General features: G+C 70.6%; 29 protein-coding genes and 3 pseudogenes. 8 read left to right on the top strand and 24 right to left on the bottom strand.

Annotated elements, in window-relative coordinates; genetic code table 11:
• Positions 1–18 precede the first annotated feature (18 nt).
• The gene (locus tag JHW41_RS06305; protein ID WP_250449373.1) at positions 19–657 is read right to left on the bottom strand and encodes a LemA family protein; all 639 of its coding nucleotides are present in this window, start codon (positions 655–657) and stop codon (positions 19–21) included.
• A 105-nt stretch (positions 658–762) separates the two neighbouring features.
• A pseudogene (locus JHW41_RS26520) lies at positions 763–849 on the bottom strand (DUF6053 domain-containing protein); the annotation flags it as partial.
• On the opposite strand from JHW41_RS26520, the gene JHW41_RS26515 reads away from it, so the two are divergent.
• Complete coding sequence (locus JHW41_RS26515) at positions 812–937, top strand: hypothetical protein (protein ID WP_428995515.1); 126 nt, start codon at positions 812–814, stop codon at positions 935–937. The pseudogene JHW41_RS26520 and the gene JHW41_RS26515 overlap by 38 nt on opposite strands.
• On the opposite strand, the gene JHW41_RS06300 is transcribed toward JHW41_RS26515, so the two are convergent.
• The 7 genes from JHW41_RS06300 to JHW41_RS26510 form a co-directional block, all read right to left on the bottom strand.
• Positions 924–1,667, bottom strand: a complete 744-nt coding sequence (locus JHW41_RS06300) for a TerC family protein (RefSeq protein WP_231736179.1) — start codon at positions 1,665–1,667, stop codon at positions 924–926. The two genes, JHW41_RS26515 and JHW41_RS06300, sit on opposite strands and share 14 nt — an antisense overlap.
• Positions 1,668–1,797: 130 nt before the next feature.
• Entirely contained in the window at positions 1,798–2,193 is a 396-nt protein-coding gene (locus tag JHW41_RS06295) for a diacylglycerol kinase (RefSeq protein ID WP_057948653.1), read from the bottom strand.
• A 393-nt stretch (positions 2,194–2,586) separates the two neighbouring features.
• Positions 2,587–3,765 (bottom strand): hypothetical protein, encoded by a 1,179-nt coding sequence (locus JHW41_RS06290; RefSeq protein ID WP_250449372.1) that lies wholly within the window; start codon positions 3,763–3,765, stop codon positions 2,587–2,589.
• A gap of 381 nt (positions 3,766–4,146) precedes the next feature.
• Positions 4,147–5,385 (bottom strand): ABC transporter permease, encoded by a 1,239-nt coding sequence (locus JHW41_RS06285; protein ID WP_250449371.1) that lies wholly within the window; start codon positions 5,383–5,385, stop codon positions 4,147–4,149.
• Entirely contained in the window at positions 5,382–6,125 is a 744-nt protein-coding gene (locus JHW41_RS06280; protein WP_057948656.1) for an ABC transporter ATP-binding protein, read from the bottom strand. Before JHW41_RS06280 ends, JHW41_RS06285 begins: the two co-directional genes overlap by 4 nt.
• Positions 6,122–7,711 (bottom strand): efflux RND transporter periplasmic adaptor subunit, encoded by a 1,590-nt coding sequence (locus JHW41_RS06275; protein ID WP_250449370.1) that lies wholly within the window; start codon positions 7,709–7,711, stop codon positions 6,122–6,124. The genes JHW41_RS06280 and JHW41_RS06275 overlap by 4 nt, the downstream gene beginning before the upstream one ends.
• Positions 7,712–7,848: 137 nt before the next feature.
• Positions 7,849–7,971: a DUF6053 domain-containing protein gene (locus JHW41_RS26510; RefSeq protein WP_428995464.1), complete on the bottom strand. Its 123-nt coding sequence runs from the start codon at positions 7,969–7,971 to the stop codon at positions 7,849–7,851.
• Here JHW41_RS26510 and JHW41_RS26505 point away from each other — a divergent pair.
• Positions 7,916–8,089 (top strand): DUF6053 domain-containing protein, encoded by a 174-nt coding sequence (locus JHW41_RS26505; RefSeq protein WP_428995463.1) that lies wholly within the window; start codon positions 7,916–7,918, stop codon positions 8,087–8,089. The genes JHW41_RS26510 and JHW41_RS26505 overlap by 56 nt on opposite strands.
• On the opposite strand, the gene JHW41_RS06270 is transcribed toward JHW41_RS26505, so the two are convergent.
• Complete coding sequence (locus tag JHW41_RS06270; protein ID WP_078997600.1) at positions 8,016–9,353, bottom strand: sensor histidine kinase; 1,338 nt, start codon at positions 9,351–9,353, stop codon at positions 8,016–8,018. The two genes, JHW41_RS26505 and JHW41_RS06270, sit on opposite strands and share 74 nt — an antisense overlap.
• A gap of 24 nt (positions 9,354–9,377) precedes the next feature.
• Positions 9,378–10,088 carry a response regulator transcription factor gene (locus JHW41_RS06265; protein WP_057948657.1) on the bottom strand — a complete coding sequence of 237 codons (711 nt, stop codon included), beginning with the start codon at positions 10,086–10,088 and terminating at the stop codon, positions 9,378–9,380.
• Positions 10,089–10,197: 109 nt separating this feature from the next.
• Here JHW41_RS06265 and JHW41_RS06260 point away from each other — a divergent pair, with 109 nt between their 5' ends.
• The 3 genes from JHW41_RS06260 to JHW41_RS06250 all read left to right on the top strand — a co-directional run bounded on the left by JHW41_RS06260 (position 10,198) and on the right by JHW41_RS06250 (position 11,953).
• Positions 10,198–10,551 (top strand): DMT family protein, encoded by a 354-nt coding sequence (locus JHW41_RS06260; protein ID WP_057948658.1) that lies wholly within the window; start codon positions 10,198–10,200, stop codon positions 10,549–10,551.
• 92 nt (positions 10,552–10,643) lie between these two features.
• Positions 10,644–11,297, top strand: a complete 654-nt coding sequence (locus tag JHW41_RS06255) for a hypothetical protein (RefSeq protein ID WP_250449369.1) — start codon at positions 10,644–10,646, stop codon at positions 11,295–11,297.
• Positions 11,294–11,953 (top strand): hypothetical protein, encoded by a 660-nt coding sequence (locus tag JHW41_RS06250; protein ID WP_250449368.1) that lies wholly within the window; start codon positions 11,294–11,296, stop codon positions 11,951–11,953. Before JHW41_RS06255 ends, JHW41_RS06250 begins: the two co-directional genes overlap by 4 nt.
• Positions 11,954–11,996: 43 nt before the next feature.
• Here the strand turns inward: JHW41_RS06250 and JHW41_RS06245 are convergent, their stop codons facing one another.
• From JHW41_RS06245 to JHW41_RS06230, 5 genes and pseudogenes are all read right to left on the bottom strand, one after another.
• On the bottom strand, positions 11,997–12,620 hold the full coding sequence (locus JHW41_RS06245) for a hypothetical protein (protein WP_250449367.1): 624 nt from the start codon (positions 12,618–12,620) through the stop codon (positions 11,997–11,999).
• 52 nt (positions 12,621–12,672) lie between these two features.
• Complete coding sequence (locus JHW41_RS06240) at positions 12,673–12,978, bottom strand: DUF962 domain-containing protein (protein WP_057948662.1); 306 nt, start codon at positions 12,976–12,978, stop codon at positions 12,673–12,675.
• A gap of 188 nt (positions 12,979–13,166) precedes the next feature.
• A complete protein-coding gene (locus tag JHW41_RS06235) occupies positions 13,167–13,823 on the bottom strand; it encodes a hypothetical protein (protein WP_250449366.1) in 657 nt (218 codons plus the stop codon).
• Between the two features lie 58 nt (positions 13,824–13,881).
• Positions 13,882–14,052: pseudogene (locus tag JHW41_RS26500) on the bottom strand (DUF6053 domain-containing protein); the annotation flags it as partial.
• 40 nt (positions 14,053–14,092) lie between these two features.
• Positions 14,093–14,419 (bottom strand): YnfA family protein, encoded by a 327-nt coding sequence (locus JHW41_RS06230; protein WP_250449365.1) that lies wholly within the window; start codon positions 14,417–14,419, stop codon positions 14,093–14,095.
• Here JHW41_RS06230 and JHW41_RS26495 point away from each other — a divergent pair.
• Positions 14,412–14,492, top strand: a complete 81-nt coding sequence (locus JHW41_RS26495) for a DUF6053 domain-containing protein (protein ID WP_428995514.1) — start codon at positions 14,412–14,414, stop codon at positions 14,490–14,492. The genes JHW41_RS06230 and JHW41_RS26495 overlap by 8 nt on opposite strands.
• Before the next feature lie 194 nt (positions 14,493–14,686).
• On the opposite strand, the gene mazG is transcribed toward JHW41_RS26495, so the two are convergent.
• The 3 genes and pseudogenes from mazG to nudE all read right to left on the bottom strand — a co-directional run.
• Entirely contained in the window at positions 14,687–15,523 is an 837-nt protein-coding gene (gene mazG, locus JHW41_RS06225) for a nucleoside triphosphate pyrophosphohydrolase (protein WP_250449364.1), read from the bottom strand.
• Positions 15,516–16,355, bottom strand: a complete 840-nt coding sequence (cysQ, locus tag JHW41_RS06220) for a 3'(2'),5'-bisphosphate nucleotidase CysQ (protein ID WP_250449363.1) — start codon at positions 16,353–16,355, stop codon at positions 15,516–15,518. The genes mazG and cysQ overlap by 8 nt, the downstream gene beginning before the upstream one ends.
• Before the next feature lie 68 nt (positions 16,356–16,423).
• Positions 16,424–16,969: pseudogene (nudE, locus tag JHW41_RS06215) on the bottom strand (ADP compounds hydrolase NudE); the annotation flags it as partial.
• A 101-nt stretch (positions 16,970–17,070) separates the two neighbouring features.
• Between nudE and bioA the strand changes: the two are divergent.
• Both bioA and JHW41_RS06205 read left to right on the top strand, forming a co-directional pair.
• Positions 17,071–18,465 carry an adenosylmethionine--8-amino-7-oxononanoate transaminase gene (gene bioA / locus JHW41_RS06210; protein WP_217497715.1) on the top strand — a complete coding sequence of 465 codons (1,395 nt, stop codon included), beginning with the start codon at positions 17,071–17,073 and terminating at the stop codon, positions 18,463–18,465.
• Positions 18,462–19,199 (top strand): 16S rRNA (uracil(1498)-N(3))-methyltransferase, encoded by a 738-nt coding sequence (locus JHW41_RS06205; RefSeq protein WP_250449362.1) that lies wholly within the window; start codon positions 18,462–18,464, stop codon positions 19,197–19,199. Before bioA ends, JHW41_RS06205 begins: the two co-directional genes overlap by 4 nt.
• Positions 19,200–19,360: 161 nt before the next feature.
• On the opposite strand, the gene JHW41_RS06200 is transcribed toward JHW41_RS06205, so the two are convergent.
• The 5 genes from JHW41_RS06200 to JHW41_RS06180 form a co-directional block, all read right to left on the bottom strand.
• Positions 19,361–21,748, bottom strand: coding sequence for an ATP-binding protein (locus tag JHW41_RS06200; RefSeq protein WP_250449361.1), 2,388 nt, complete (start codon positions 21,746–21,748; stop codon positions 19,361–19,363).
• A 270-nt stretch (positions 21,749–22,018) separates the two neighbouring features.
• Positions 22,019–22,480, bottom strand: coding sequence for a chemotaxis protein CheX (locus JHW41_RS06195; protein WP_057948670.1), 462 nt, complete (start codon positions 22,478–22,480; stop codon positions 22,019–22,021).
• Positions 22,477–22,845 carry a response regulator gene (locus JHW41_RS06190; protein WP_057948671.1) on the bottom strand — a complete coding sequence of 123 codons (369 nt, stop codon included), beginning with the start codon at positions 22,843–22,845 and terminating at the stop codon, positions 22,477–22,479. The genes JHW41_RS06195 and JHW41_RS06190 overlap by 4 nt, the downstream gene beginning before the upstream one ends.
• Before the next feature lie 13 nt (positions 22,846–22,858).
• Positions 22,859–25,003 carry an ATP-binding protein gene (locus tag JHW41_RS06185; protein ID WP_250449360.1) on the bottom strand — a complete coding sequence of 715 codons (2,145 nt, stop codon included), beginning with the start codon at positions 25,001–25,003 and terminating at the stop codon, positions 22,859–22,861.
• Between the two features lie 65 nt (positions 25,004–25,068).
• Positions 25,069–26,211 (bottom strand): OprO/OprP family phosphate-selective porin, encoded by a 1,143-nt coding sequence (locus JHW41_RS06180; protein ID WP_158229858.1) that lies wholly within the window; start codon positions 26,209–26,211, stop codon positions 25,069–25,071.
• Between the last annotated feature and the right edge of the window lie 332 nt (positions 26,212–26,543).

Below are 26,543 nucleotides of genomic sequence, written 5' to 3'. Positions count from 1 at the left end.
CGGCTCATCGTCGGCCGGTCAATGCTGCGGCGCCGGCTGTTGCGGAGCGGGCGGCTGCGCGGCCGGCTGCGGCGCCGGCTGCGCCGAACCGAAGTCGACCGTCGGCGCCTGCTGGATCTGCGCCTCGTTCTCGACGGTGAAGTTCGGCTTGGTCGCGTAGCCGAACATTTTCGCGGTGAGGTTGGTCGGGAACTGGCGGATGTAGGTGTTGTAGTCCTGCACCGAGGCGATGTAGCGCTGGCGCTCCACGGCGATGCGGTTCTCGGTGCCTTCCAGCTGGGTCTGCAGGCTCAGGAAGCTCTGGTCGGCCTTGAGCTGGGGATAGTTCTCGCTGACCACCAGCAACCGGCCGATCGCGCCGCGCAGTTCGCCCTGGGCCTGTTCGAACTGCTGCAGCGAGCCCGGATCGTCGGCGTTGACGTTGATGCTGCCGACCTTGGCGCGCGCCTCGGTGACCTGGGTCAGCACCTGCTGTTCGTGGCTGGCGTAGCCCTTGACCGTGGCGACCAGGTTCGGCACCAGGTCGGCGCGGCGCTTGTAGACGTTGAGCACCTGCGACCAGGCCGCCTTCACCGACTCGTCCTTCTGCTGGATGGTGTTGTAGCCGCAGCCGCTCAGCAGCACGGCCAGGGCGAGCACGATCAGGGGACGGAACATGGCGACGGCACTCCGGCGGGATGACGGCCGCATTGCAGCACCGGGCGCGGGGCGGCGCAATGGACGGCGCGTGATGAAGCTCGCGACCGGGACTGCGGCTTCTGCCTGTGTGGCAGGGACTTCAGTCCCGACGCTCTTCGGCCGGGTCGCAGCGATCTGGCCGAAGAGCGTCGGGACTGAAGTCCCTCTCACAAAAGCGGCCCCTCGCACAAACGAAAAGGCCGGCGATCGCTCGCCGGCCTTCGCGGTCTGGCGCGACTTCGCGCTTACTCGGCGGTGAGCCGCCGCGCCGCGCGCTTCTTCGCCCACAGGTTCAGGCACTCCACCAGCGCCGAGAAACCCATCGCCGCGTAGATGTAGCCCTTCGGGATGTGGATGCCCAGGCCGTCGAGGATCAGGAACGCGCCGACCAGGACGATGAAGGCCAGCGCCAGCATCTTGATGGTCGGGTTGGAATCGATGAACTGGCCCAGCGGACGCGCCGCCAGCAGCATCACGCCGACCGCCAGCAGGATCGCGGCGACCATCACCGGGGTGTGGCTGGCCATGCCGACCGCGGCGATCACCGAGTCCAGCGAGAACACGATGTCGATCACCGCGATCTGCGCGATGACCATCATGAACGACGCCGCCGGCTTGGTGTGGACGTCGTCGGCGTCTTCCTCGCCGACGATCAGGTCCTTGATCTCCATCGAGCCCTTCACCAGCAAGAACGCGCCGCCGAGGATCAGCACCAGGTCGCGGATCGAGACGCCGATGCCGGCGACGGTGAACAGGTCGGCGGTCAGGCCGGCCAGCCAGGCCAGGGTCAGCAGCAGCGCGATGCGGGTGATGCAGGCCACGGCGATGCCGAACTTGCGCGCTTTCTCGCGCTGGTCGAACGGCAGCTTGCTGACCGCGATCGAGATGAAGACGAGGTTGTCGATGCCCAGCACGATCTCGATCGCGCTCAGGGTGAACAAGGTGATCCAGACTTGCGGATCGGTCAGCATTTCCATCACGTGCGGCATACCTCTAAGAGTGTTGGGTGTAGCGCCCGCGGCGAGGCCGCGGGCACGGGCGCGCCGCGTCGGGCGGCCCGGGACGGACGGCGCGGGGGCGCCGTCCTGGCGATGCGCGATGCGCTCCCCGCGGGGGCGATCAGCCCATCAGGTGGTGCCACAAGCGCGGGCCGAGGATCGCGGCCCACACCAGCAGCACGTTCATCAGCAGCACGAACACCGCGGCCGAGCCCATGTCCTTGGCGCGGCCGGCGAGTTCGTGGAATTCCGGGCCGTAGCGCTCGATCACCGCCTCGACCGCGGAGTTGAGCAGTTCCACGCTCAGCACCAGCAGGATCGAGCCGATCAGCAGGGCGCGCTCGACCCCGGTCTCGCCGAACCACCAGCCGACCGGCGCCAGCACCAGGAACAGGTAGACCTCCAGCCGGAACGAGGACTCGTGCAGCCAGGCCGCGCGCAGGCCCTGCATGGACCAGGTCGCGGCCTTGAGGATGCGGCCCGGGCCGCGCGGCAGGTGCCCGTATTCGTCAGCCATGCCGGCGCTCCTGGCCGCAGACGGGGGCCGCGGCGCGCACGGCGCGCGCGGTCGGGGACGACGGGGTGGTCGGCATGGGCGGGCGTTCTCGGTCCTGAAGCCGGGACCGGCCCGGCGACGGCGGCCGACGGCCGCCACAAGCCCGCGATTTTGCCACAAGCCCGGCCCGGCCGCCCCGGCGGCGGGGGCGCGGGTGGTCCCGCCGTGGCGGTTGCGGGGCAGCGACTGGACCTGTCGAACCGGTGCCGCCGGCCATTGCGGTTCAGGTAGCTGGTCAGCCCGGCCAGGGCTGCGGTCGCTCCCTGTAGGAGCGGCGCGAGCCGCGACCGCGACACCGCACCTGCGTCGCAGGCGTTGTTTCGCGGTCGCGGCTCGCGCCGCTCCTACAAAAGCTTACGACCGCTCGCGCGGTTCGATGTCGCGCCGCCAGTAGCCGCGCAGTTGTTCCTGCTGGCGCGGACTCAACCCGGCCGCGCACTGATCCAGCAAGACCGAGGCCGCCGCCGCATCGCCCTGTGCCAAGGTCTCGCGCGCCGCCTCCAGCAAGGCCCGCCGGCGCACGTCGAGGTTGCCGAACGGATCGAACCACGAATCCACCCGGCCCGCGTCCTTGACCCCGGTCCAGCCGAACCGCGCCGCGCCGGCCTCGGCGGCGATGGCGCGGTAACGGGCGATCGCCTCGGCGCGGGCGATCCGCCCCTGCAGCAGTTCCAGCCGCACCCGCAGCAGCCGCGTCTGCGGCGTCGCGCCGCCCGCTTCCAGCGCCGCCAGCGCGCGGCCGACGAAGGCGTAGTCCACCGCCCCGCTGGCCGCCTGCACGCCGAGCAGATTGAAGCCGGCGATCGCCGCCTGGTACTCGGGCCGGTCGTGCGCGGCGGCCTCGGCCTCGCTCGGCCGGCCGAGGCTGGACGGCTGGACCAGGCGCAGGCCCGGCTCGTCGGCGAGGATCGCCTCGATGTCGCGCTTGTGGAACTCGCCGACCACCACGACCACCCGCCCGCCCGGATGCGCGCGCGCCGCCGCGGCGACGCGCTGGGCCTGCAGGTAGGTGCGGTACAGATACAGCCGGCGCGGCAGGTCGTGCCGGGCCTTGGCCGCGGGCGTCGCCGCCCAGTTCGTCACTTTCTCCAGCTTGGCCGGATCGTCGGCGTGGAACAGGTCGCGCTGCAGCGACGGCGCGGCGAAGCTCAGGAAACCGAACATGCCGTTCAGCGGCCGCAGTTCCGGCGGCGCATCCAGCGCCAGGCCGAAGCCGAGGCGCTGGTCTTCCACCGGCGGTTCCCAATCGATCGGGCACAGCTCGATTCCGCGCCGGCGCGCGAACGGCACCGCCACGTCCTGCGCTTCGTAGGTGAACTCGTAGAAATCGCCGCGGGCGAAGGCCTCGGGCGTGCGCTCGATGCAGATCGCATCGGGCTTGGCGCGGTCGAGGAAGGCGTCGAGCAAGGCCGGGCGGTCGCGTTCGGACACCAGCTGCGCGGCGTGGTCGACGCCGAGCACGACCACCGTAGTCGGCGCGGCCGCCGCGGCGTCCGCTGCGGCCAACGCCGCGGGCGCGCCGAGCGCGGACATTGCCAGCAATAGTCCCAGCCACCCACTCTTCATGCCCGCTCCGCTGCGCCGTTCGACGCCGCCACGATGGCACGGCCGGTTCTGTCTTACCCGTGCCTGTGGTTGTAGTCAGGCGGCCCAGGGCGTTGTTTCGGGGGAGGCAAGCGACGTCGTGCGGCTTGGCCGCCGCTCCTGGGCCGGACTCTCCACACTCGTCATTCCGGCGAAACCCTCACCCGTCATTCCGGCGAAACCCCCACTCGTCATTCCGGCGAAAGCCGGAATCCATTTCGCTGTTGCTGCTGCCTGCCGCAGGAAGGCAGACGCAAAGGCAAGATCAAGATGGATTCCGGCTTTCGCCGGAATGACGGGGTGAGGTTTCGTCGAGCGCCGTCGCGCGGCCTACTGCTGCCGCAGCGCCTCGATCGGATCCAGCTGCGAGGCCTTGCGCGCCGGGTAGTAGCCGAAGAACAGGCCGGTCGCGATCGAGAAGCCCGCCGCCAGCGCGATCACCTGCCCGTTCAAGGCCACCGGCAGCGCGCCGATGCGGCCGACCAGCAAGGTGCCGACGATGCCGATGGCGATGCCCAGCGCGCCGCCGATCAGCGAGATCAGCATCGCCTCGGCCAGGAACTGGCGCTGGATGTCGCCCGGCCCGGCGCCGACCGCCATGCGCAGGCCGATCTCGCGGATGCGCTCGGTCACCGACACCAGCATGATGTTCATGATGCCGATGCCGCCGACGATCAGCGAGATCGTCGCCACCGCGCCGAGCAGCAGCGACATCAGCCGCGTGGTCTGGGTGCGGGTGGCCACCACTTCGGCGATGTTGCGTACGCTGAAGTCGTCGTCGCTGCCGGGTTGGATCTTGTGGCGCTGGCGCAGCAGGCCCTCGATCTGCTCCTGCGCGTAGGACACGTCCTCGGCGCGGCCGACGCCGACCGCGATCTGCATCACCGCGCCGTTGGGCAGGCCCATCGCGCCGAGCATGCGCCGGCGCCCGGTTTCCAGCGGCACCAGCACGACGTCGTCCTGGTCCTGGCCGAAGCCGCCCTGCCCCTTCGGGTTGAGCGTGCCGATCACCGTGTACGGCACCCGGCCCAGGCGCACGGTCTGGCCGATCGCGTCCTCGTCGCCGAACAGCGAGCGGCGCACGGTCTCGCCGAGGATCACCGACTTGGCGCCGCTGCCGTAGTCGCGCGCCTCGAAGTTCGAGCCCGAACCGATCGTCCAGCCGTTGATGTCGAAGAAATCCGGCTGCACGCCCTGCCACTGGGTCGACCAGTTGTTCTCCGCGTACACCGCCTGGGTGCCGCCGCGCAGCGAGGCGGCGACGTACTGCACTTCCGGCACTTCGTTGCGGATCGCCTCGGCGTCGGCCTCGGTCAGGGTGAAGAAGCTCGACGAACTCAGGCGCACGCCGCCGGTGCCGCGCCCGCCGCCGCCGGAACTGATGTCCAGCCGGTTGGAGCCCAGGCCCGAGACCAGCTTGTCGATTTCCGACTGGGTGCCCTGGCCGACCGAGACCATCACGATCACCGCGGCGATGCCGATGATCACGCCGAGCGAGGTCAGCGCGCTGCGCAGCCAGTTGCCTCGCAGAGCGAACACCGCCGTGCGCAGCACTTCGAAGAAGTTCATCGCTCCAGGTCTCGCTTTTGCTGTTGCTCCGGCTCCCGCTCCTGCTCGTGCAGTTCGCCGTCGCGCATCACGAAGATGCGGTCGGCGTGCGCGGCCACGTCGGGATCGTGGGTGATCAGCACCACGGTGTGGTCGCGCGCCTGCAGGCTCTTGAACAGCGCCAGGATCTCCTCGCCGGTGCGGGTGTCGAGCGCGCCGGTGGGTTCGTCGGCGAGCAGGATCGGCGGGCGGTTGATCAGCGCGCGCGCGATCGCCACGCGCTGCTGCTGGCCGCCGGACAGCTCGCTCGGTCGATGCCCGGCGCGCTGGCCCAGGCCGACCGCTTCCAGCGCTTCTTGCGCGCGCTGCGCGCGTTCGTCGTGGCGCACGTTGGCGTAGCCCATCGGCATCGCCACGTTCTCCAGCGCGTTCATGCGCGGCAGCAGGTTGAAGCCCTGGAACACGAAGCCGATCTTGTCGCGGCGCAGGATCGCGCGCTCTTCCTTGTCGAGCGTGGCGACATCGACGCCGTCGCACAGGTAGACGCCGCTGGTGGGCGTGTCGAGGCAGCCGATCAGGTTCATCAAAGTCGACTTGCCCGAGCCCGACGGGCCCATGATCGCGACGAACTCGCCGCGCGCGATGCGCAGGTCGACGCCGTGCAGCGCGATCACTTCGGCCTCGCTGCCGGGCGAATAGACCTTGCCCAGCGCGCGCGTCTCGATGACCGCGGCGGCCGGCGTGGCGGCCACGGCGCTCATTTCGCGCCGCGTCCGGTGCCGACGACGACCTCGTCGCCTTCCTTGATGTTGCCCGAGACCTCGGTCCAGCTGCCGTCGCTGGCGCCGACCCGCACCGTCACCGCCTCGGGCTTGCCGCCGACCAGCTTGTACAGCGGCGCGCGGCGCGCGCTGACCAGGGCGCCGACTTCGCTGTCCCACTTCTGCTTCTGTTCGTCGCTGAGCAGCGCGCGGAACGCGCCGAACTGCTGGTTGAAGCGCTCCAGCATGCGCTGGCGCGCGGCGCCGGAGACCGCTCCGGCGGCGCGGTTGCGGTTGTTGTTGCCGCCGCCACCGCCCGGTCCGCGCCCGCCCATGATGATGTTGGGCGCGCCGCCCGCCGGCGGGCCGCCGCTGGCGCCGCCCGCGGCCGCGCCGCCGGCGCGCGCGGCCATGCGCTGCTTCATCTGCTCCAGCGCGGCGTCGAAGGCGGCGCGCTGGTTGGCGTCGAGCTTGAGCTGTTCGGCCACGCGCGGCAGGTCGCCGCCCAGGCCGCCGCGCTGTCCGCCGGCGCCGCCGGCGGGCGCGCCGGGCGCGGCCGCGGCATCGTCGTCGGGCTTGTAGCGCAGCGCGGCGTTGCCGACCCGCAGCACGTCGTCGCGGTGGCTGACCTCGATCTCGGCGTTGGCGGTCATGCCCGGCAGCAACACGCCGTCGGCGTTGTCGACCGCGACCACTACCGGATAGGTGATCACGTTGCTGGTGTTGGTCGCCGACAGCCGCACCTGCTGCACGGCGCCGCGGAACTTGCGGTCGGGGAAAGAATCGACGGTGAAGTTGACCGCCTGGCCCGGCTTGACCTGGCCGATGTCGGCCTCGTCGATCGCCAGCACGATCTCCATCTTCGACAGGTCTTCGGCGATCTGGAACAGCACCGGCGCCTGCAGGCTCGCGGCCACGGTCTGGCCGGGCTCGATGCTGCGGGTCAGCACCACGCCGTCGACCGGCGCGCGGATCACCGTGCGCTGCAGGTTCAGGCGCGAGGTCTGGGTCGAAGCCAGCTGCTGCTCGATCTGCGCCTGCGCGCCGTTGAGCTGGGCGCGGGCCTGGTCGAGCGCGGCGCGGGCCAGGTCGGCGTCGCTGCGCGCGATCAGCTGGTCCTTCACCAGCGAGGACTTGCGCTGGTAATCGAGTTCGGCGTTGCGCAGCGTCGCCTGCGCGGTGGCGAGCGAGGCGCGGGCGTTGGCGACCTGGGCGTTGCCCTGGTTGATCTGCGCCTCGTAGGTGCTCGGATCGATGCGCGCGATCACCTGGCCCTTGGTGACGTGATCGTTGTAGTCGGCCAGCACATCGATCACCTGGCCCGAGATCTGGCTGCCGACGTCCACGGTGGAGATCGCCGACAGCGCGCCGGTGGCGGAGATGGTCACGCGGATGTCGCCGCGCTCGATCTTGGCGGTGCGGTACGCGCCGGCCGCTTCCTCGGCGCTGCGCTGGCTGTAGAAATGCCAGCCGGCTCCGGCCAGGACCAGCACCGCCACGACGATGGCGGCGCGCTTGGGCCAGGGCGACTTGCGCGGGCGCAGGGAAGACGCGGGGCGGGGCGTGGACGGCTGGGCTGCGCTCATGGGTTCGGGACAGTGGGCTTTGCGGGTGCGAACGCGCGGGACTGAATGGGGTTGACAGCGAATGCGGCGGTTTCGCGGAGCGCGGTGCCGATGTTCAGTTTGGGCGAGGGCGCGAAGCGGCGGCAAGCGGCGTCGGTTCATGGATGCCGCGGCGAAGCGGAGCGTCGCATCGCTCTTGTGGGAGGGCCTTCAGGCCCGATGCTTTTGTGTCGGATCGCCGCGATCTGGGCGGAAAGCATCGGGCCTGAAGGCCCTCCCACAACAGCCGGCTGCGGCAGGCGGCGTCCCGTGCCCGCGCCCGAACTCAGGCCTCAGGCACCCGCGGCACCGGCGCGGGCGGCGTCATCGGCGCGAGCGGCGGCGGCAAGCCCGGCTTGAACCGGATCACCGCGGTCGTGCCCTGCCCCGGCGCGCTGGTCAGGGTCACCGGCCAGCCGAAGCGCTCGCCGAGCCGGCGCACGATCGACAGGCCCATGCCCTTGCCGTCGCCGGCGGAAAAATCGGCGCGGTAGAACGGGGTGAAGGCCTTGGTCAGGGTTTCCACCGACATGCCGATGCCGGTGTCGCGGATCTCGATGCCGTCGCGGCTCAGGCGCACGTCGATGCGGCCGCTGTCGGTGAAGCGCACCGCGTTGCTGAGCAGGTTGCCGATCATCACCCCCAGCGCGTGCGGCGGCGCGGTCAGGCGCGGGCCGCCCTCGTCGTAGAGGTGCAGCTCCACCGGCTTGCCGTTGAGCAGCGGCAGGATGCGTTCCATCTCGTTGTCGACGATGTCGCGCACCGCGAACTCCTCCGACTGCGGCTCGACATCGGATTCGCGCGCCAGGATCAGGAAGGCGTCGATGACCGCCTCCATGTCGCGGCCGGCGCGCTGCACCCGCAGCAGCGAGCGTTGCGCGCGCACCGGCGTGTCCGGGTCGGCCAGCATCAGGTCGGTGGCGACCCGGATCACAGTCAGCGGCGTGCGCAGTTCGTGGCTGGCGTCGCGGGTGAAATCGCGCTCGCGCTGGACGAAGTCGCTGACGCGTTCGGCCAGGCCGCTGAGCGCGCTCGACAGCCGGCGCACTTCGCTGCCGGGGTCGTAGGGGAATTTGATCGGCTCGATCAGGCTGGTGTCGGGATCGCGCGGGTCCCATTGCGAGACCACGTTGGCCAGCCAGCTCACCGGCGACACCAGCCGCTTGGAGGTGCGGTAGGTATGCCAGGAGATCAGGTACGTGGTCAGCAGCGAGAACAGCAGCGAGAACAGGCCGGTGTAGAGGATCGCCTCGTCGATCAGCGAGGTCGCATAGACGAGATAGAAGCTGCCGGCCTCGCGCCGGTCCACCAGCACCACCTTGCCGCCGCCGGGCAGGTTGTGCAGCCCCGAACCGACCGCGCGCATCTGCGCCGGCAGCACCGAGTCGCTGGCGCCGGTGGGGACGAAGTGGCCGCGCGTGGTCGAGGTGCGCGGCAAGGGGTACTCCGGGTCGCGCTTGCGCCCGTCCCAGTAGTCGTCGGCTTCGCGCTGCATGCGCTGTTCGAGGACCACATGGCGCACCGCCAGACCCGCCAGGAGGATGCCCAGCGTGATCGCTATGCTGCCGATCAAGGCCTGCAGAATGAACGCAAGCTTGATCTTGCGCGGTAGCCCTTGCGGCATGGCGGTGGCGGCGAACCGGTCCAATCAGTCCGGCGGCTGCGAAATATCCGCTACCCGGTACCCGGCGCTCTGCACGGTGTGCAGCAACTGCTTGTCGAAGGGCTTGTCGATGGTCTTGCGCAGGTTGTAGAGGTGGCTGCGCAAGGTGTCCGAATCGGGCAGGCCGTTGCCCCAGATCTCGCGCTCGATCTCCTGGCGGCTGACCACGCGCGGCGATTCGCGCATCAGGATGGTCAGCAGGCGCAGGCCGATCGGCGAGAGCTGCAGTTCGCTGCCGCCGCGGGTGACCCGCAGGCTGGCCGGGTCGAGCACCAGGTCGGCGACCTTGAGCACTTCGCCGCCGACCTGGCGGCGTTCGCGCCGGATCAGGGCGCGCAGGCGCGCTTCCAGTTCCTGGATCGCGAACGGCTTGGTCAGGTAGTCGTCGGCGCCGGCGCTCAGGCCGGTGAGCTTCTCGTCGAGGGTGTCGCGCGCGGTCAACATCAGCACCGGGGTGGACTTGCGGGCCTCTTCGCGCAGCTTCTTGCACACCTCGATGCCGTCCATGCGCGGCAGCATCAGGTCGAGCACGACCACGTCGTAGCTGTTCTCCGTCGCCAACCGGTATCCGTCGAGGCCGTCGGCGGCGTAATCGACCTCGAAGCCGCGGCTTTCCAGGTACTCGCCGACCATCTCGGAGATATTGCGGTTGTCTTCGACGATGAGGACCAGGCCCCCGTCTCTCGTACCCTGCATGCAGCCCCTCCGGCGTCCTTCAGTTTTGTGAAGAGTGCCCTCCACAAGGTGGACGGTTCGTGAAGGCGATACTGTAGGGCCATCACACACCACCCCTTCCGGCCCTTGCATGCCCGCCGATCGCCTGTCCGCCCTGGTCTACCCCGTCCTGCTCCTGCTCGGCTCCAACATCTTCATGACCTTCGCCTGGTACGGGCATCTGAAGTACAAATCCGCCCCGTTGACGGTCGCCATCGGCGTCAGCTGGGGCATCGCCCTGTTCGAGTACTGCCTGCAGGTGCCGGCCAACCGGCTCGGCAGCGCGGTCTACTCGGCGCCGCAGCTCAAGGGCATGCAGGAGGTCATCACCCTGCTGGTGTTCGCCTGCTTCTCGATCTGGTACCTGGGCCAGCCGCTGAAGTGGAACCACTGGGCCGGGTTCGGGCTGATCGTGGTCGCGGCCTGGCTGATCTTTCTGGAGTGATCTTCCTGGAATGACCTTCCTGTATTGATCGTCTGGATCGACCGTTCCGGATCGATCTTCCCGCGTTCCAACCCGGACGGACCCAGCCGACGATGGCCAACAAGGACGCTTCCATCCCGCCGCTGCGCACCGGCCTGAGCCTGCAGGCGGTGATCGAGGAATACCTGCAGCACGGCCGCCTGCGCTCGACCGCCGCGTTCGGGTTCGCCCCGGACCAGTCCCTGCAAGAGCTGGTCGCCGGCGATTTCAAGCATGCCGCGATGCGCCCGGCCGCTTACGAACAAATCGAACGCGACGTCCTGCTGCGCCATCGTGGCGGGGTGGTGCCGGCCAGCCTGCGCTCGACCTACCTGCGCGGCCGCTACCTCAACAGCGAACTGGACCTGTTGCCCGGCCCGCCGCTGGCCACGATCCTGCGCTGGCTGTCGCGGCGCCGGCCGGCGCCGCGGGTGGAACTGTTCGAAACCTTCAACGCCGAGTACGGCGCGGTGCTGGTCGACCGGTCGGTGAAGTTCTGCTTCACCCGCAACGGCGACCGCTATCGGGTGACCTCGCTGATGCCGCGCATCGTCGGCAGCGGCGACGACCGGATAGCGCTGGAGGAACTGGACTGCACCCTGGTCGGCATGCAGCCCTGCGAGCGCTCGGCCGATTGGCTCGCGCGGGCCGCGCAGAATCCCAAAGGCCGGCAGCGGCGCGCGGCGTTGCGGGCGGTCGAGGGGATCGCGACCTTGTTGCCGCCGTGACCGTGCCCCATTCGACCGCGCCGCCATCGCCAATCCCGCTGAGCCTGCACGCGCTGCTCGCCGAATTCGCCGACCACGGCCGGCTGCTCTCGACCGCCTCGTTCGGGCTCGACCCGCAGTGGGACCTCGACGCCGCCCTCGCCCACGGCTGGCAGCGTTCGAGCCTGCAGCCCGGGCCGGTCCAGCAACTCGAACGCGACGCCCGACTGCCGCATCGCGGCGGCTGGCAGGCGCTGACCCTGAAGCCGTTCTATCTGCGCGGGGCGTACCTGGCGGCCAGTCTCGCGCCGTGGCCGCGCACGCTGCCGCTCGCCACCGTGCTGCGCTGGCGGGCACGGCGGCGGCCGGCGCTGCGGATCGAGTGGTTCGAGTTCGGCGGCGCCGACCAGGGCGCGGTGTTGCTCGGCGGCCGGGTCGGCGTGCATTTCCTGCGTCGCGGCCGGCGCTACTTCGTCGAATCCGTCGAGGCCGGCGCCGCCGCGGCGGCCGACGATCCCGACCTGCCCGGCGGCTTGGACGCGGCGCGCTGGCTGCGTCGCCTGATGGCGCCGTGCGACGGCCTCGCCCGCTGGCGCGCGCTGGCCGCGCAGGATCGCCACCCGCGCGCCGCCGCGCAGGCGCTGCGCGAGATCGCACGCCATCTGCCGCAACGCTGAGCGCGGCGGTTCGGCGCGCGCTGCCGCGCAACCGGCCGCGCGGTCATGGGCCGCAGATCGAGACCACCTCGACTTCGCGCTCCCAGCGGCGGCCGCGCAGGTCCAGGCTGAGCCGGCCCTTCCAGACCGTGCGGGTCGGATCCTCGCCCTGGCGCGCCTGCGCGGCCCGCCCGGGCGACACCGGCCGCCAACCTTCGCCGGTTTCGACGTACAGACGCGGCGCCTGCAACAACAACCGCGCCGAAACCCGCTCCGCCGGCGCCGACCAGCGCAGCGCCGGGCCGCGGCGATCGCGCAGCGACTGCGCTTCGACGTCGGTGGCCGCGCCTTCGCGGCGCAGCGCCAGGGGCCGCCCGCCCAGCGACAGATACAGCGCAGGCCACGCGGACGGATCCGCTGCGTCGTCCTCGCGCGCGAGCCAGACGGTCGCCACGCGCGCGGACGGCGCGTTTGCGGCGCGTCCCGCCTGTCCGGCGGCGTCGACCCGCACATCGACCAACGGACAGGTCTTGCTGTCCATCGCCTGCTCCAGCCACGGCGAAACGCGCAGCGGCAGGTCGGGCGCCGCCGGCGCGACCGCGCCGGCCGGCCCGAAAGCGAGGAACAGGCCGGCGATCAGGCCGGCGAACGCGCCGACGAACGCGACGGTCTTCAGTGCGGCTTTCACGCGCGAGCGTCCTTGCATCGGAACCGGCGCCGCGCGGGCGCCGCCGGCGGGCTCAAAACTTGATCTTGCCGGTGAGGATGTCCTTGAACATCACCCAATCCCCGGCGAAGGAATACAGCGGATGCTTGAAGGTCGCCGGCCGGTTCTTCTCGAAGAAGAAATGCCCGACCCAGGCGAAGCCGTACCCGCATACCAGCGCGGCCAGCAACAGCCACGGCCGCCCCTGCGCGATCGCCAGCGCCAGCAGCGCCAGCACCCCGCAACTGCCGATGAAATGCAGGCGCCGGCTGGTGCGGTTGCTGTGTTCGCTAAGATAGAACGGGTAGAACTCGCGGAAGCTGGCGAAGCGGTTGGACATGGCCGAATCTCCCTGATCGCTGCGCGCCTCGCGGCACGGCCTTGCGCACCTTAGCCGGCGGCGCCGGCGCGGAATGTCGCCCTCGCGACACTCCGACCGCCCCGGTCGCGGCGATGCGCTCCAGACCTGCGATCCTCGCGCCGTTGCCGGCGCCGATCAAGCCGGTGGCCGGCACGGCCGCGCCGGCGTCAGCGTGAGCCGGGCACCGCGCCGTTCCCGCCGAACCATCCCTCATCTTTCAGCGCCGCCTGCTTCTTGAGCTCGAACAGCTCGCGCAGGGAGCTGCCGGTGAGGCAATACGCGCGGTCGCCTTCGATACGGAAATCCCGACGCGGATAGCTCTTCGCATCGAGTTCGCGCGGGCGCTCCGGGGACAACCGCAGATAGGCCTCCTCGGCGAACGCGACCGGCTGCGCCTTGGCGAGGTAGCGACGGCCTTGGTCGTCGCGATTGCGTACCGGGCCGCAGCCGTTCCATTCGCCGCTGCGGGTCCGGAATACCGGCACGTATTGGTACTTCAGCTGCACGAACCCATCGTCTTGTCGCAAGACGAACAACAGCGAATGCGGATACTCGGCGAATCCGGGGACGCCGAAATGATCGTAGGCATCGAACTCGATGACCTCATCGTCGTAGCGGCCGTAGACCACCTGGCGCACGCGGAACTTCGCCTTGAACACGGCGTCCATCATCACCGTGTTCGGCGGCAGTTCGGGCTTGAACTCGGCGACCGACATCTTTTCGCCGACGAAGACGAGCAGGCGTTCCTCTTCGCCCGCGTGCGCGGAGCCGAAGCCAAGAAGCGCCAGGGTCAACACGGCGATCCATCCGTTGAGCTTGCGCATGTCCGCCTCCTGCGTGCGATGCGCCATGCTGCAACGGCGCGACGGGCGCTTCAACTGTGGGAGGGGCTTCAGCCCCGACGCTTTCGGGTCCGGTCGCCGCGGACTGAAACAAGAGCGTCGGGGCTGAAGCCCCTCCCACAGGGCTCCGGTTGCAGCGACCTGGAGCGACAGCAGCGGGGCTGAAGCCCTCCCGCAGGGCTGCGGTCGCAGCGACCTGGAGCGACAGCATTGGGGCTGAAGCCGTCCCGCAACCACCCAGGCCGTGCGCGTCAGGCCGTGCGCGGCGCGAACATGATCACCGCCATGCCGGCCAGGCACAGCCCGGCGCCGAGCAGGTCCCATCGGCTCGGCTTGACCGCATCGACCCACCACAGCCAGAAGATCGCGACGGTCACGTAGACGCCGCCGTAAGCCGCATACACCCGGCCCGAGGCGGTGGGATGCAAGGTCAGCAGCCAGGCGAACAAGGCCAGGCTGGCCGCGGCCGGCAACAGCAGCCAGATGCTGCCGCCCTTGCGCAGCCACAGATACGGCAGATAACAGCCGACGATTTCGGCGACGGCGGTCAGCAAGAACAGCAACAGCGTCATGAGCATGGCGGCGACCGGAAAGGAAAGCGTCGGGCCTGAAGGCCCTCCCACGAAAGCGCGGGCCACGGGGGATGCATGAACCGGGCTGTCGTCGGGACTGAAGGTCCTCCCTCGAAAGCGCGGGCCATTGGGAATGCACGAACCAGGCTGTCGTCGGGCTTGAAGGCCCTCTCATAAAAGCGCGGCCCCGCGGGAAATGCACGAACCGGGCGGTTGTGGGAGGGCCTTCAGGCCCGAGGCCTTTCGCTCAGGTCGCCGCCCGCCGCGCCGCGCTCACTCGCCGCGCTCGGCGCGCTTGGCCTGTTCCCAATAGTCGTCCTGCCTCTCCAGCGGCAGTTCGGCCAGCGCCATGCCGTCCTGCGCGGCTTGCAGTTCCATCGCGCGGAAGCGGCGCTCGAACTTGAGGTTGGCGCGGCGCAGCGCGGCGCCGACGTCGACCTTGGCGTGGCGGGCGAGGTTGGCGCAGACGAACAGCACGTCGCCGATCTCTTCCTCCAACCGGTCGCGCGCGGCCGCGTCGTCGGGCGCGGCGGCGACCGCGTCGAATTCGACCCGCACTTCCTCGATCTCTTCGTGCAGCTTGGCGATCACCGGCGTCGGCGCCGGCCAGTCGAAGCCGACCGTGGCGGCGCGCTTTTGCAGCTTCACCGCGCGCTGCCATTCCGGCAGGCCGCGGGCGATGCCGGCCAGGGCCGAGGCGTCGGCCTCGCCGGCGGCCTCGCGCTCGCGCCGCTTGAGTTCTTCCCAGGCCGCGGTCTGCGCCTGCGCATCCTCGACGCTGGCCTCGCCGAACACGTGCGGATGCCGGCGCACCATCTTGTCGCTGATCGCCGCGACCACGTCGTCGAACCCGAACGCGCCCTCTTCCTGGGCCATGCGCGCATGGAACACCACCTGCAGCAGCAGGTCGCCGAGTTCGTCCTTGAGCGCCTCGCGGTCGCCGCGGTCGACCGCGTCGGCGACTTCGTAGGCTTCCTCGATGGTGTACGGCACGATCGTGGCGAAGGTCTGCTCGACGTCCCACGGGCAGCCGCGCTGCGGATCGCGCAGCCGCGCCATGATCTCGAGCAGGCCGGCGATGCCGGGCGGCAGGTTCAGCACCTCAGCCATCCTGCCAGGCCCTCCACGGCAGCGAGGCGTCGCCCAGGGCGATGAAGTCGCCGTTGAGCAGGCTGTCGCGCTGGTTGTAGCGGAACGGCCGGCCTTGCGGATCCAGCAGCTCGCCGCCGGCGGCCTCGAGCACGCACTGGCCGGCCGCGGTGTCCCACTCGCTGGTCGGGCCGAAGCGCGGATACAGGTCGAGCGAGCCCTCGGCGATGCGGCAGAACTTCAGCGACGAACCCAGGCTGACCATGGCGATGCCGCCGGGCGCCTCGCGGTGGGCGCGGGCGAGGAAGTCGTCGCTGCGCTGGCTGTGGTGCGAGCGGCTGGCGGCCACCCGCAGCGGCTGCGCCGGCGGCGTCTGCACCTGGATGCGGCGCTCCTGCTCGCCGTCGCGACGATAGGCGTGGCCGCCGCGCGCGCCGTGCCACAGCGCGCCGCCGACCGGCGCCAGCACCACGCCGAACACCGGTTCGCCGCGCTCGATCAAGGCCAGGTTGACCGAGAACTCGCCGTTGCGCTTGACGAATTCGCGGGTGCCGTCGAGCGGATCGACCAGCCACAGCCGTTCCCAGCCGCGGCGTTGTTCGACGCCGACTTCGTCGGCCGATTCCTCCGACAGCACCGGGATGTCCGGAGTCAGCCGGGCCAGGCCGGCGAGGATGGCGTGGTGCGCGGCCAGGTCGGCGGCGGTCAGCGGCGAGGCGTCGGCCTTGCGCTCGACCGCGAATTCGCCGTCGTAGATGTCCAGGATCGCCGCGGCCGCGACGCGGGCGATGGCGATGGCGCCTTCGACCAGGGCGGCGTCGGCATGGAAGGCGGGAGCGGCCGGCGCGTTCATGGCGCGATCTCCGCGCCGGCCGCCGGATCGACGGTCTCGGCCGGCGGCGGCGCGGGCTCGCCGTGGCGGAGCCACTCGCGGGCGATGAACAGCGCGGCGATGCTGCGGCCTTCGGAGAAGTCCTCGCGCAGGATCAGTTCGTGCAGGCGGTCGAGCTTCCACGGAATCACGTCCAGTTCCTCCGGTTCGTCGCCGGGCAGGCGCTCGGGATAAAGATCGCGCGCCAGCACCAGATAGGCCTGGTGGATCATGTAGGTCGGCGCCAGGCTCAGCGAACGCAGCACGGTCAGCGAACGCGCGCCGTAGCCGGCCTCTTCCTTGAGCTCGCGGTCGGCGGCCTCGACGGCGCTCTCGCCGGCGTCGATCCGGCCCTTGACCAGGCCCAGCTCGTAGCGGTGCACGCCGGCGGCGTACTCGCGCACCAGCAGCACGGTCTCATCGTCGAGCATCGGCACCACGATCACCGCGCCGGGGCCGGCCGCGCGCGGGCGGCCGAGCAGGCGCTCGTAGCGGCGGCGTTCGCCGTTGGAGAATTCCAGGTCGAGCGATTCCATCCGGTAGCCGGAGGCGTCGTGCTCGACGACGTTGTGGACGATCGGCAGCCGCCGGCTCATGGCGCGGCTCCGGGCCCGGACGGCGCGCACGGGCGCGCGATGAGCGGAAGGCGAAAAGGCACGATAATGGGAGGATGCGAGAGATCACTCACGACCCCCAGATGCTAGCAGAGCCCGGCAACGCTGCGGCGGACGCCTGGCGCGAACGCGACTTGAACGTGCTGTGGCACCCGTGCACGCAAATGCGCGAACACCCGCACACCCTGCCCTTGCTGCCGGTCGCCAGCGGCCGCGGGCCCTGGCTGATCGGCCAGGACGGCCACCGCTACCTGGACGCGATTTCCAGTTGGTGGACCAATATCTTCGGCCACGCCGAGCCGCGCATCGCCGCGGCCATCGCCGAGCAGGCGCGGACCCTGGAACACGTGATCCTGGCCGGCGTCTCGCACCCGCCGGCGGTGGAGCTGGCCGAGCGCCTGCTCGCCATCGCCCCGCGCCAGGCCGGGCGCGCGCCGCTGGCCAAGGTGTTCTACGCCGACAACGGCTCGGCCGGGGTCGAGGTGGCGCTGAAGATGGCGTTCCACTGGTTCCGCAACCGCGGCGAGGACCGCCGGACCAAATTCGTCGCCCTGGAGAACGGCTACCACGGCGAAACCCTCGGCGCGCTCGCGGTCGGCGACATCCCGCTGTACCGGCGCATCTACGCGCCTTTGCTGATCGAGTCGCTGTTCGCGCCCTCGCCCGACGCCTACGAGTGCGAACCGGGCCAGAGCCCGGCCGAGCGCGCGCGCCAGGCCGCCCAGGCTTTGCGCGAACTGCTCGAACGCCATGCCGGACAGGTCTGCGCGATGATCCTGGAGCCGCGCGTGCAGTGCGCCGGCGGCATGCGCATGCACGATCCCGAATACCTGCGGCTGGCGCGCGAGATCTGCGACGAGCACGGCGTGTTCCTGATCGCCGACGAAATCGCGGTCGGCTTCGGCCGCACCGGCACGATGTTCGCCAGCGAGCAGGCCGGGGTCATGCCCGACCTGCTGTGCCTGTCCAAGGGCCTGACCGGCGGCTCGCTGCCGCTGGCGGCGGTGCTGGCGACCCAATCCATCTACGACGGCTTCCTCGACGACTCGCGCGAACGCGCGTTCCTGCATTCGCACAGCTACACCGGCAACCCGCTGGCGTGCGCGGCGGCGCTGGCGAGCCTGGCGATCTTCGCCGAAGACGATGTGATCGAACGCAACCGCGCCACCAGCGCGCGCATGGCCGAGCTGGCCGCGCCGCTGGGCGCGCACGCGCACGTGGCCGAACTGCGCCAGGCCGGGATGATCGTCGCGTTCGAACTGACCCGCGGCGGCGACAAGCGCACGCCGTTCGATCCGGCCGCGCGCATCGGCCTGCGCGCCTACCGCGCCGCGCTGCAGCGCGGCGTGCTGCTGCGCCCGCTCGGCGACGTGCTGTACTGGATGCCGCCGTACTGCGTCGACGAAGACGCCCTGCAACTGCTCGCGCGGACCACGCGCGAGGCCATCGACCACGCCATCGCCGAGGCCGACGCATGAGACTGACCCGCGTGCACGTCGAAACCGATCTGGCGCCCGGGCGCGAGGTGGCGTTGCCGGAAGGCCCGGCCACCCACTTGGCGCGGGTGCTGCGCCACGAAGTCGGCGACGCCTGCGTGCTGTTCAACGGCGACGGGCGCGATTACCACGGCCGGATCAGCGCGATCGGCAAGCGCGAGGTGCGGGTGGCGATCGACTCGGCGCACGAGATCGCGCGCGAATCGCCGCTGCGGCTGGTGCTGCTGCAGGGCGTGGCGCGCGGCGAGAAGATGGACCTGATCCTGCAGAAGGCGACCGAACTGGGCGCGAGCGCGTTCCATCCGCTGTGGTCGCAACGCAGCGAGGTCAAGCTCGACGCCGCGCGCGCCGACAAGCGCCTGGCGCACTGGCGCAGCGTGGTCGCCTCGGCCTGCGAGCAGAGCGGGCGCGCGGCGGTGCCCGAGGTGGCCGCGCCGCTGGCGCTGGCGGCGGCGTTGACGGCGCTGGCGCCGGGCGGACTGCGGCTGATCCTCGACCCGGACGGCGAACTGGCGTTCTCGACCTTGCAGGTGGACACGACCGCGCCGGTGCTGCTGGCGATCGGGCCGGAAGGCGGCTGGTCGCCGCTCGACCGCGAACAATTGCGCGCCGCGGGGTTCCAGGGTTTGCGCCTGGGGCCGCGAATCCTGCGCACCGAGACCGCGGGGCTGGCGGCGATCGCGGCGTTGCAGGCACGGTTCGGCGATCTGGCTTGAGGGGCTGTCGCGCCTGACAGGAAAGCGTCGGGCCTGAAGGCCCTCCCACCAAGCGTGGGACTTGAAGTCGTCGCTGGGCGCGGCAGCGCCCTATGGGCGGGAATATCGCTTGGTGGGAGGGCCTTCAGGCCCGACGCTCTTCGCTCAGCTCTCCGCGAACCTCACCCCGGCGGCCACGCGATCCGCACCTCGGTCGAACGCCCCGGCACGGTCACCAGCGACACCCTCGCTTGCAGGCCGCGCAGCCGCTCGACCGCGTTCGGCAGTCCCAGGCCGTGCCCGCGCGCGCCCTCGGCCTGCATCGCCGTGGTGACGCCGGGTTCGAATACTTTCACGATCGCCTCGCGTTCGCTCAGCCGCGCCGCTTCGGCCGGCGTGCAGGCGCCGCCGCGGACCAGCGCGTCGCGCAGCCGCGCCAGGTCGACGCCGCGACCGTCGTCGCGCACGCAGAACAGCCAGCCCTCGCGTTCGTCGAAGCCCAACGTCAGGCGGACCGCGCCGACCGGGTCCTTGCCGAGCCGGCGCCGCGCCGACATCGGCTCGATCCCGTGCAGCACCGCGTTGGCGACCAGTTCCATGCCGACATCGCGCAGCATCGCCGCCCGCTCCGGCGGCAGGCGCGGGAACGGATCGAGCACGGCCTCCACCCGCACCGCCTTGCCCTGCGCGCCGGCGAGGCGCCGCGCCAGCGCGGCCCAATCGACGAAGGCGGCCCGGTCGGCCGGCAGCGCGGCCTCGCCGTCGCCCGACAAGGCCAGCAACGGCACCAGCGCGAACGGATCGGCGGCATCGGTCGAAGCGGCGGCGAGCGCGTCCATGGCCGGGGATGGCGATGCGGGAAGTTCTTCAGGCCCGATGTCGTTCGGCCCGCTCGCATCGCGATCGCCGCTGCGATTCGAAACGTGCGCGTGCATTTGCGCTGCTTCGCTGCGCTGCGGCGACAGCACCAGCGCAGCGATGGCCGCGTCGGTCAGCCGTGCAGGCGACGGCGAAACCGAAACAGGAACCGGTGCGGCGATCTTGCGTTCGGCGACCGGCGCCGGCGCGATCCCGGCGGCCGGCGCGGACGCAGGCCGTGGCGTCGCCGTTGTCGGCGCGGCTGAACTTGCCCGCATCGCGAGGGCGGGGGCGTCCGTCGTCGGCATCCGCCCGGTCGCCGGCGTCGTGTCGGCCTTCGCCACGACCGCCGTAGCGACCGCCGATGCCGACGCCGCCGTCGCGGCCGCCACACGTGCATCGTGCGCGACCGCCTGCGATCCCGGTTCGTCGGCGGGACGACGCAGACGTGCTACGAACGCGGCCGCCGGCCCGGGTTCGGCTACCGCCGCCGACGCTGTCGGCGCAGGCAGCGCCGCGGCCGTCCTCGGCGCCGGACGGGCGAGCGCCGCGCCGCCGGCTGCGCCGCCGTCCGCCGCACCGCCGTCCGCGCGCTCGCCACCGGCTTCGCCCGTGCGTTCCTCGGCATTCTTGCGCGCGGCGCGCGCGTCGAGGCCGACCACGAAATCGCGCACCATCGCGATGCGCTCGAACAACAGTTCCAGGTGCCCGGTCAGGCGCGCGCCCTCGTCGCCGGCTCGCGCCGCGGCCGCGCTTTCGAGCAGGTCGAGCAGATCCAGCTCCAGATGGTGGGCCGGCGTCTCCAGCAGTTCCAGTTCGATCTCGGCGGCTTCGTGCTTGATCGTGCGCGCCTCCTGCAACAGGCTGCGCAGCGAGGCCTCGCGTTCCGCCGCGCCGACGGCGGCGCACAGGCGCGGCAGGCGCACGCGCGCGCGTTCCAGCGCGGCGTCGGCGTGACCGAGGCAACTGCGGATCTGCAACCCGTCGCGCAAACAGGCGCGCAGCAAGCCGTCGATCTGCGCGCGCAGGCGCATCCGCGCGCCGGCCAGTTCGCGGGCGATGCGCTGGCGCTCGCCGATGTCGGTCGCGATCACCAACAGGTAAGCGACGCGTTCGCCGTGGCGCACCGGTTCGAAGCGGAACCCCCATTGCGATGGCCGCGACGGCGGCCCAGGAAACGTCGCCTCCTGCAGCGGGTTGCGCCCGGGCGCGGACGCGCCGGCGCGCGCCGCGAAACACTGGCGCAGGTACGCGCGCAGGGCCTCGACGGTCTCGGCGGCGAGCAGCGGCCGCAGCGTCTCGACCAGATCCATGCCCGGCCACAGCTTGCACCGCAGCGCCGCGGACAGCGACGGCGACACCGGTTCGCGTACGATGAAATCCGCATCGATCAGGCACACGCCATCGGGAAAGGCGTGCAGCAGGTCTTCGCAACGCGCGCGCCATTGCGCCCGTTCGGCCTGCTCTTCGCGCTGCCGGCGCAACGGCCCCAGCGCCAGGAACGCGACCGCGCCGACCGTCACGGCCGCGCCGGCGAGCGCGGCCAGTCCCAGGCTGTAACGCACCGACGCCAACCGCACCGCGCCCGCCAGGCCCTCGGCCGAGTACGCCGTCAGCGCCGCCGCCGTCAGCGCCAGCCCGAGCGCGGCGACGGCGAAGGCCGCCAGCGGCGGCCGCGAGCCGCCCTCGGGATCGTTCGCATGTTCGCTCATCGCCTGCTCCTTTCGCGCCGCGGCGACCGCGCGACGGCGGCGCGGCGGACGCGAGCGCCGCCGCAGCCGCTCTCCCGCTGCGACGTCCATCGCCGCGGCGCCACCGCCGCGACGCAGTCCACCAAAGCGCTCGCCGCGCCCGCATCAGATCGCGAAGACCGGCCCCGACCGCACCGCACGTTCCAACCCCGTTCGACGCGGCGCATCAGGGGGGATTCCACCCGCCGACGGGTGTGCGGCCGGAGCCGGCTCCGCGAAACCGCCCGCGGCTTATTCCAGCCGCTCGATATCCACCACCAGCGAAGCGCTGTAGGTCTTCCAGCTCACCATGATCACGTAGGGCCGCTTGCGCGAGCCGGAGCCGCCGATCGCGCCGGCCGCGGTGCGCGGCACCGAAATCTCCATCTCGCCGCCGAAGTGCTTGCGCGCGTTGCCGGCCAGGGTGTTGGCCAGCTCGCCGATGGTGTCGCGCAGGTTGGCGTCGGACTGGTCGCTCTCGTTGAGCGCCAGCAGCAGGTGGCGGATCATCGCCCGCGGCGCCGACACGGTGATGGTGCCGCGGAACTGGCCGCTGACCGCGATCTGGCCGCTGTAGTCGAACACCGGAGCGGTGCCGCCGTTGTCGTCGAGGAACGCGCCGCGCACGTTCGCCGGTTCCTGGGTCAGCTGGTTGAAGTAGTTGGTGACCGCGTCGATGAAGACCTTGATCTCGGTTTCGTTGAGGTCGCTCATGTAGGCAGCATCTCCAGCAGGGCCTCGACCAGTTGGTCTTCGGTGAAAGGTTTGTAGAGGAATCCGCGCGCGCCTTTCTTGAGCGCGGTGATCGCGGTGGATTTGTCGCTCAGCGCCGACACCACCAGGATGTTGACGTTGTCGTCGATGGCGACGATCTGTTCGGTGCATTCCACGCCGCCCAGCTCCGGCATGGTCAAGTCCATGGTCACCACGTCGGGGCGGTGGCGCACGAACAGGCTCAGCGCCTCGGCGCCGTTGCGGGCCTGGCCGACGATCTCCAGGTTCGGCAGCCTCGCATCGCCCGCCAGTCGCGCGATGCGTTGGCGGATCACGTTGGAGTCGTCGACGATCAGCAGTTTCATCAAGTTCTCCCGGTCAGAAAGTCAGCTGGAAGTCGCCGCCGTCGGCGGCGGCGGCCGGCGCCGGCTTGGCCTCGGCCACCGGCAGGCGGATGCGGAACTCGGTGTAGGCGCCGACCTTGGTCGACATGGAAATGGTCCCGGCCATCGCCCGCACCTGCTTCATCACCACATCCATGCCGACGCCGTGGCCGGCGTCGCGGTCGCCGCCGTCGGCCGCGGTCGACACGCCGGGCTCGAAGATCTTCATCATCGCGTCGCGGTCGCTGAGCGCTTCGATCTGCTCCTGGGTGTAGCGCCCCGACGCCGCCAGCGCCGCGCGCACCCGCGCCACGTCGATGCCGCGGCCGTCGTCGCGCACGCTGAGCTCGATCTGGCGGCTGCCGGCGTCGGCGCTGCGGAACGCGATCGCCCCGGCCGCCGGCTTGCCCAGCGCGGCGCGCTCCTGCGCGGGCTCGATCCCGTGCGCCACCGCGTTGCGCAGCAGTTGCAGGCCGATCGCGCGCAAGGCGGTAAGGGTTTCCGCCGGCACCCGTTCCAAGCCCTCGAGCTGCATCTGCAACCGCACCTGCTTGCCCTGGTCGTGGGCGATGCGTTCGGCCAGCCCGCTCCAGCCTTCGACCAGGCGCTGCGCCGGCGTCGTCGCGGCCGGCGCGCGCGCGGCGTCGCCGCCGATGCGGTCGAGGAACTCGCGGATCGTCGCCGCGCACTCGAACATGTCGTCTAGGTGCACGGTCATCTTGACCATGTCCGAACCCTCGACCTCGCCGCGGTCGCGCAGGCCGATCAAGTCGACCTCGAAGTTGTGCGCCAGCGCCTCCAGCATCTCCAGATTCAGCGCCGCCGCCTCGCTCTTGAGCGAATGCACGTCGCGGAAGATCGCATGCACCAGTTCCAGGTAGTCGGTGCCGCCGCGGCGCGCCGCGGCCTGGCGCAGATCGTCGTTGATGCGTTCGAGCACCACGCCGATGCGGTGCAGGAAGAAGCGCACCTCGGCCGAATCGCGGCTGAGCACGCGCAACAGGCTTTCCATCTCCTCGCGGGTGCGGGTCTTGGCGGCGGCGATTTCCTGGGTCAGGCGCACCCGCTCGGTCGCATCCGACACCGTCACCAGCAAGTGCACGGTGCCCTCGCCTTCCTGCACGCTGTTGAACTGGAAATTGAGGTAGCGCGGCTGGGCCTGGCCGCGTCCGTCGCTGCCGCCGGCCACCGGCACTTCCGACAGCGGGTTGAGGCTGGCGACCAGGTTTTCCTTGACCCGCTTGCCGAACAGCAGGCCGAGGTAGTCGCGGGTGGCTTCCAGGGTCGAGGCCGCGACCATCGGGCGCAGCACTTCGATCAGGCTCATGCCCGGCTCGATCCGGCGCTGCATCACCTCCGGCAACGCCCGCGACATCTGCGCGCCGATGGAAAAGTCGCTGGACACCAGGAACAGGCCTTCCTTCACCGTCGCCAGGATGTCGTCGGTCTGCTTGTGCGACTGGGCGACCGCGCGGTCGCCCGCGCGCAGGCGGCCCAGGGCGACGAAGATGGTGAACAGGAAGTTCAGCAGCAGCAGGCCCGCGCCCACGTTCTGGACCAGGGTCAAGTCGTGGCTGTCGACTTCGTTCTGGGTCTGGGTCTTGTCGACCAGGGTGGTGAACTTGCTCTGCAGTTCGACGATCGCGGTGCGGCCGTAGCTGATCGCCTCGGCGAGCAACGCCGGATCCGGGGCCGGCGCTGCGAGCACGCGCTGGATGCGTTCGTTGTAAGGCCGCCAGATCTTGTCGATCTCCTGGTTGGTCCTGACGATCTCGTCGGAGAATCCATCGGGCTCCAGCGGCTTCTTGCCCGCCTCTTCCGGGATCGTACCGCCCTTGTAGAAGGCGTTGATCGTGTTGTTGATGCGCGTGGTCCTGTCGCGCAGTTCCTTCATCAGGTCGGGCGAAGGAACCTCGCCGTTGCGCAGATCGCGCTCCATTTCCAGCATCACGCGCAAACCGATCTGCGACGCGGTACGCTGCTTGCCGCCGACGTCGCGGATCACCACGCCCTGGCCGATGCGCTCGCCCAGGCGCACGCTCAGCACAGTCATCACCGCGGCGATCAGCAGCGATACCGCGAGCGCGGCCAGCAACGCCGAATAACGCTTCCAGAAGCTGTCAGCATTCTTGTCTTTCATAGCCTCATCCCCCTGTGAATGCGCGTCGGCGGAGCCGGCGCGATAGCGCGCGACTCCCCGTCGGCTCAGAAATAGACTTGTGCGCGCAACTGCGCGATTTCCGGATCCAGCTCGACGCCGCGCCGCGCCGCGTCGGTCCACACGTAGTTGAACTGCAGCCTGAAGTGCTGGCCGATGTACCAGTTGGCGCCGAAGGTCCAGTCGCTCTGGCGGCCGCCGAGGGCGACGCCGGCGTCGTCGAGATCGATGCGCGAATAACGCGCGGCCAGTTCCACCGCGCCCCAGGCGCGGCTCGGCTTGACGTTGCCGAACGCGCCGCTCTTGTAGCCGCGCTTCTCGCCGGTCGCCACCCACGAGGCGGCGAGGTAGTAACCGTCGGCGCTGTAGTCGGCCACGCCGTAGCGGTCGACGCCGATGCGCAGGTATTCGCTCTGCAGCAGCAGCGGGCCGCGCTGCCAGATCGCTTCCAGCCCGTACCGCGAAATGCCTTCGACCCGGTTCAACGCACCGGTGTCGACCAGCCGGCGCGCGGTCAGGAACGCTTCCGGGCGCACCTGCAGGCGCAGGGTGTCGTCGTCGCGCTTCTCGTTGGAGGCCGACAGGCCCAAGTGAAGCACCTGGGCGTCGTCCTTGACCGGATTGAACACCGCGCGCGCGCCGAGGGTGCGCCCGTGGTTGTCGCCGAGCAGATCGCCGCCCGCCTGGACGGCGGCGTTGAGATACCAGTTCGGGATCTTCTCGTACGTCCAGTCCACCCCGAGGCGGCGGCCGGCGTAGAACGCGGTCACCGGCAGCGCGCGCTCCATGAACGTGGTCGCGGTGGTGCCGACCGCGCTTTCCTCGTAGCCCACCGGAGTCTTGAACTGGCCGATGCGCAGGTCGCCGGCGGCGCCGGAGACGCGCACGAAGTTGTCGAGCCAGACCTCGTTGTGCAGGTCGTAGCCCAGGGTCAGCTCGAACACGCCCGGCTTGCGCACGTAGGCGTTGAGCTCCTGCCGGCGCCAGGCGTCGCCGTCGGCGAAGCCGGGCGCACCGTCGAAGCGCGCGACGTCGTAGCTGAAATTGCCCTTGAGCCCGGCTTCGATCCCGGATTCGCTCACCACCTTGACCGGCCAGTCGCCCAGCACGCTGTAGCCGCCGTCGGCAGCCCACGCGGGCGATAGCGCCAACCACGACAGCGCGCCCCAACACACTCGTTCGAATCGCATGCAGCCTCCCGGGCCGTAACTGGAAATCGAAGCCGGCGGGCTGGAACGATCGCGTCGGGCGCCGCGTCGACCGGATCGACGCGGCGCCTTTCGCACGGTGCGGCCGACGTCCGTCGCCTGTGCGCCGTCGCCGTGCCGCTCCCCCTCCCCTTGCCCCCTGTGTTTCGCGATGCGTTCCGTGCTCCCCGTCGCATCGCGAGACATTTGCTTGCGGGGTCTTCGATAGCGAGGCGAAATCGCCTTGTCCAGCAGGAAAAAATCGCGATGCGCTGCGGATACGCAGGGTTGGCATCGTTTACGCGTGCGCGTACGGCATGCGTGGTGCCATCGGC

This window comes from Lysobacter enzymogenes (genome assembly GCF_023617245.1).
GTDB classification, from domain to species: domain Bacteria; phylum Pseudomonadota; class Gammaproteobacteria; order Xanthomonadales; family Xanthomonadaceae; genus Lysobacter; species Lysobacter yananisis.
This window is presented reverse-complemented; position numbering and strand designations above follow the sequence as displayed.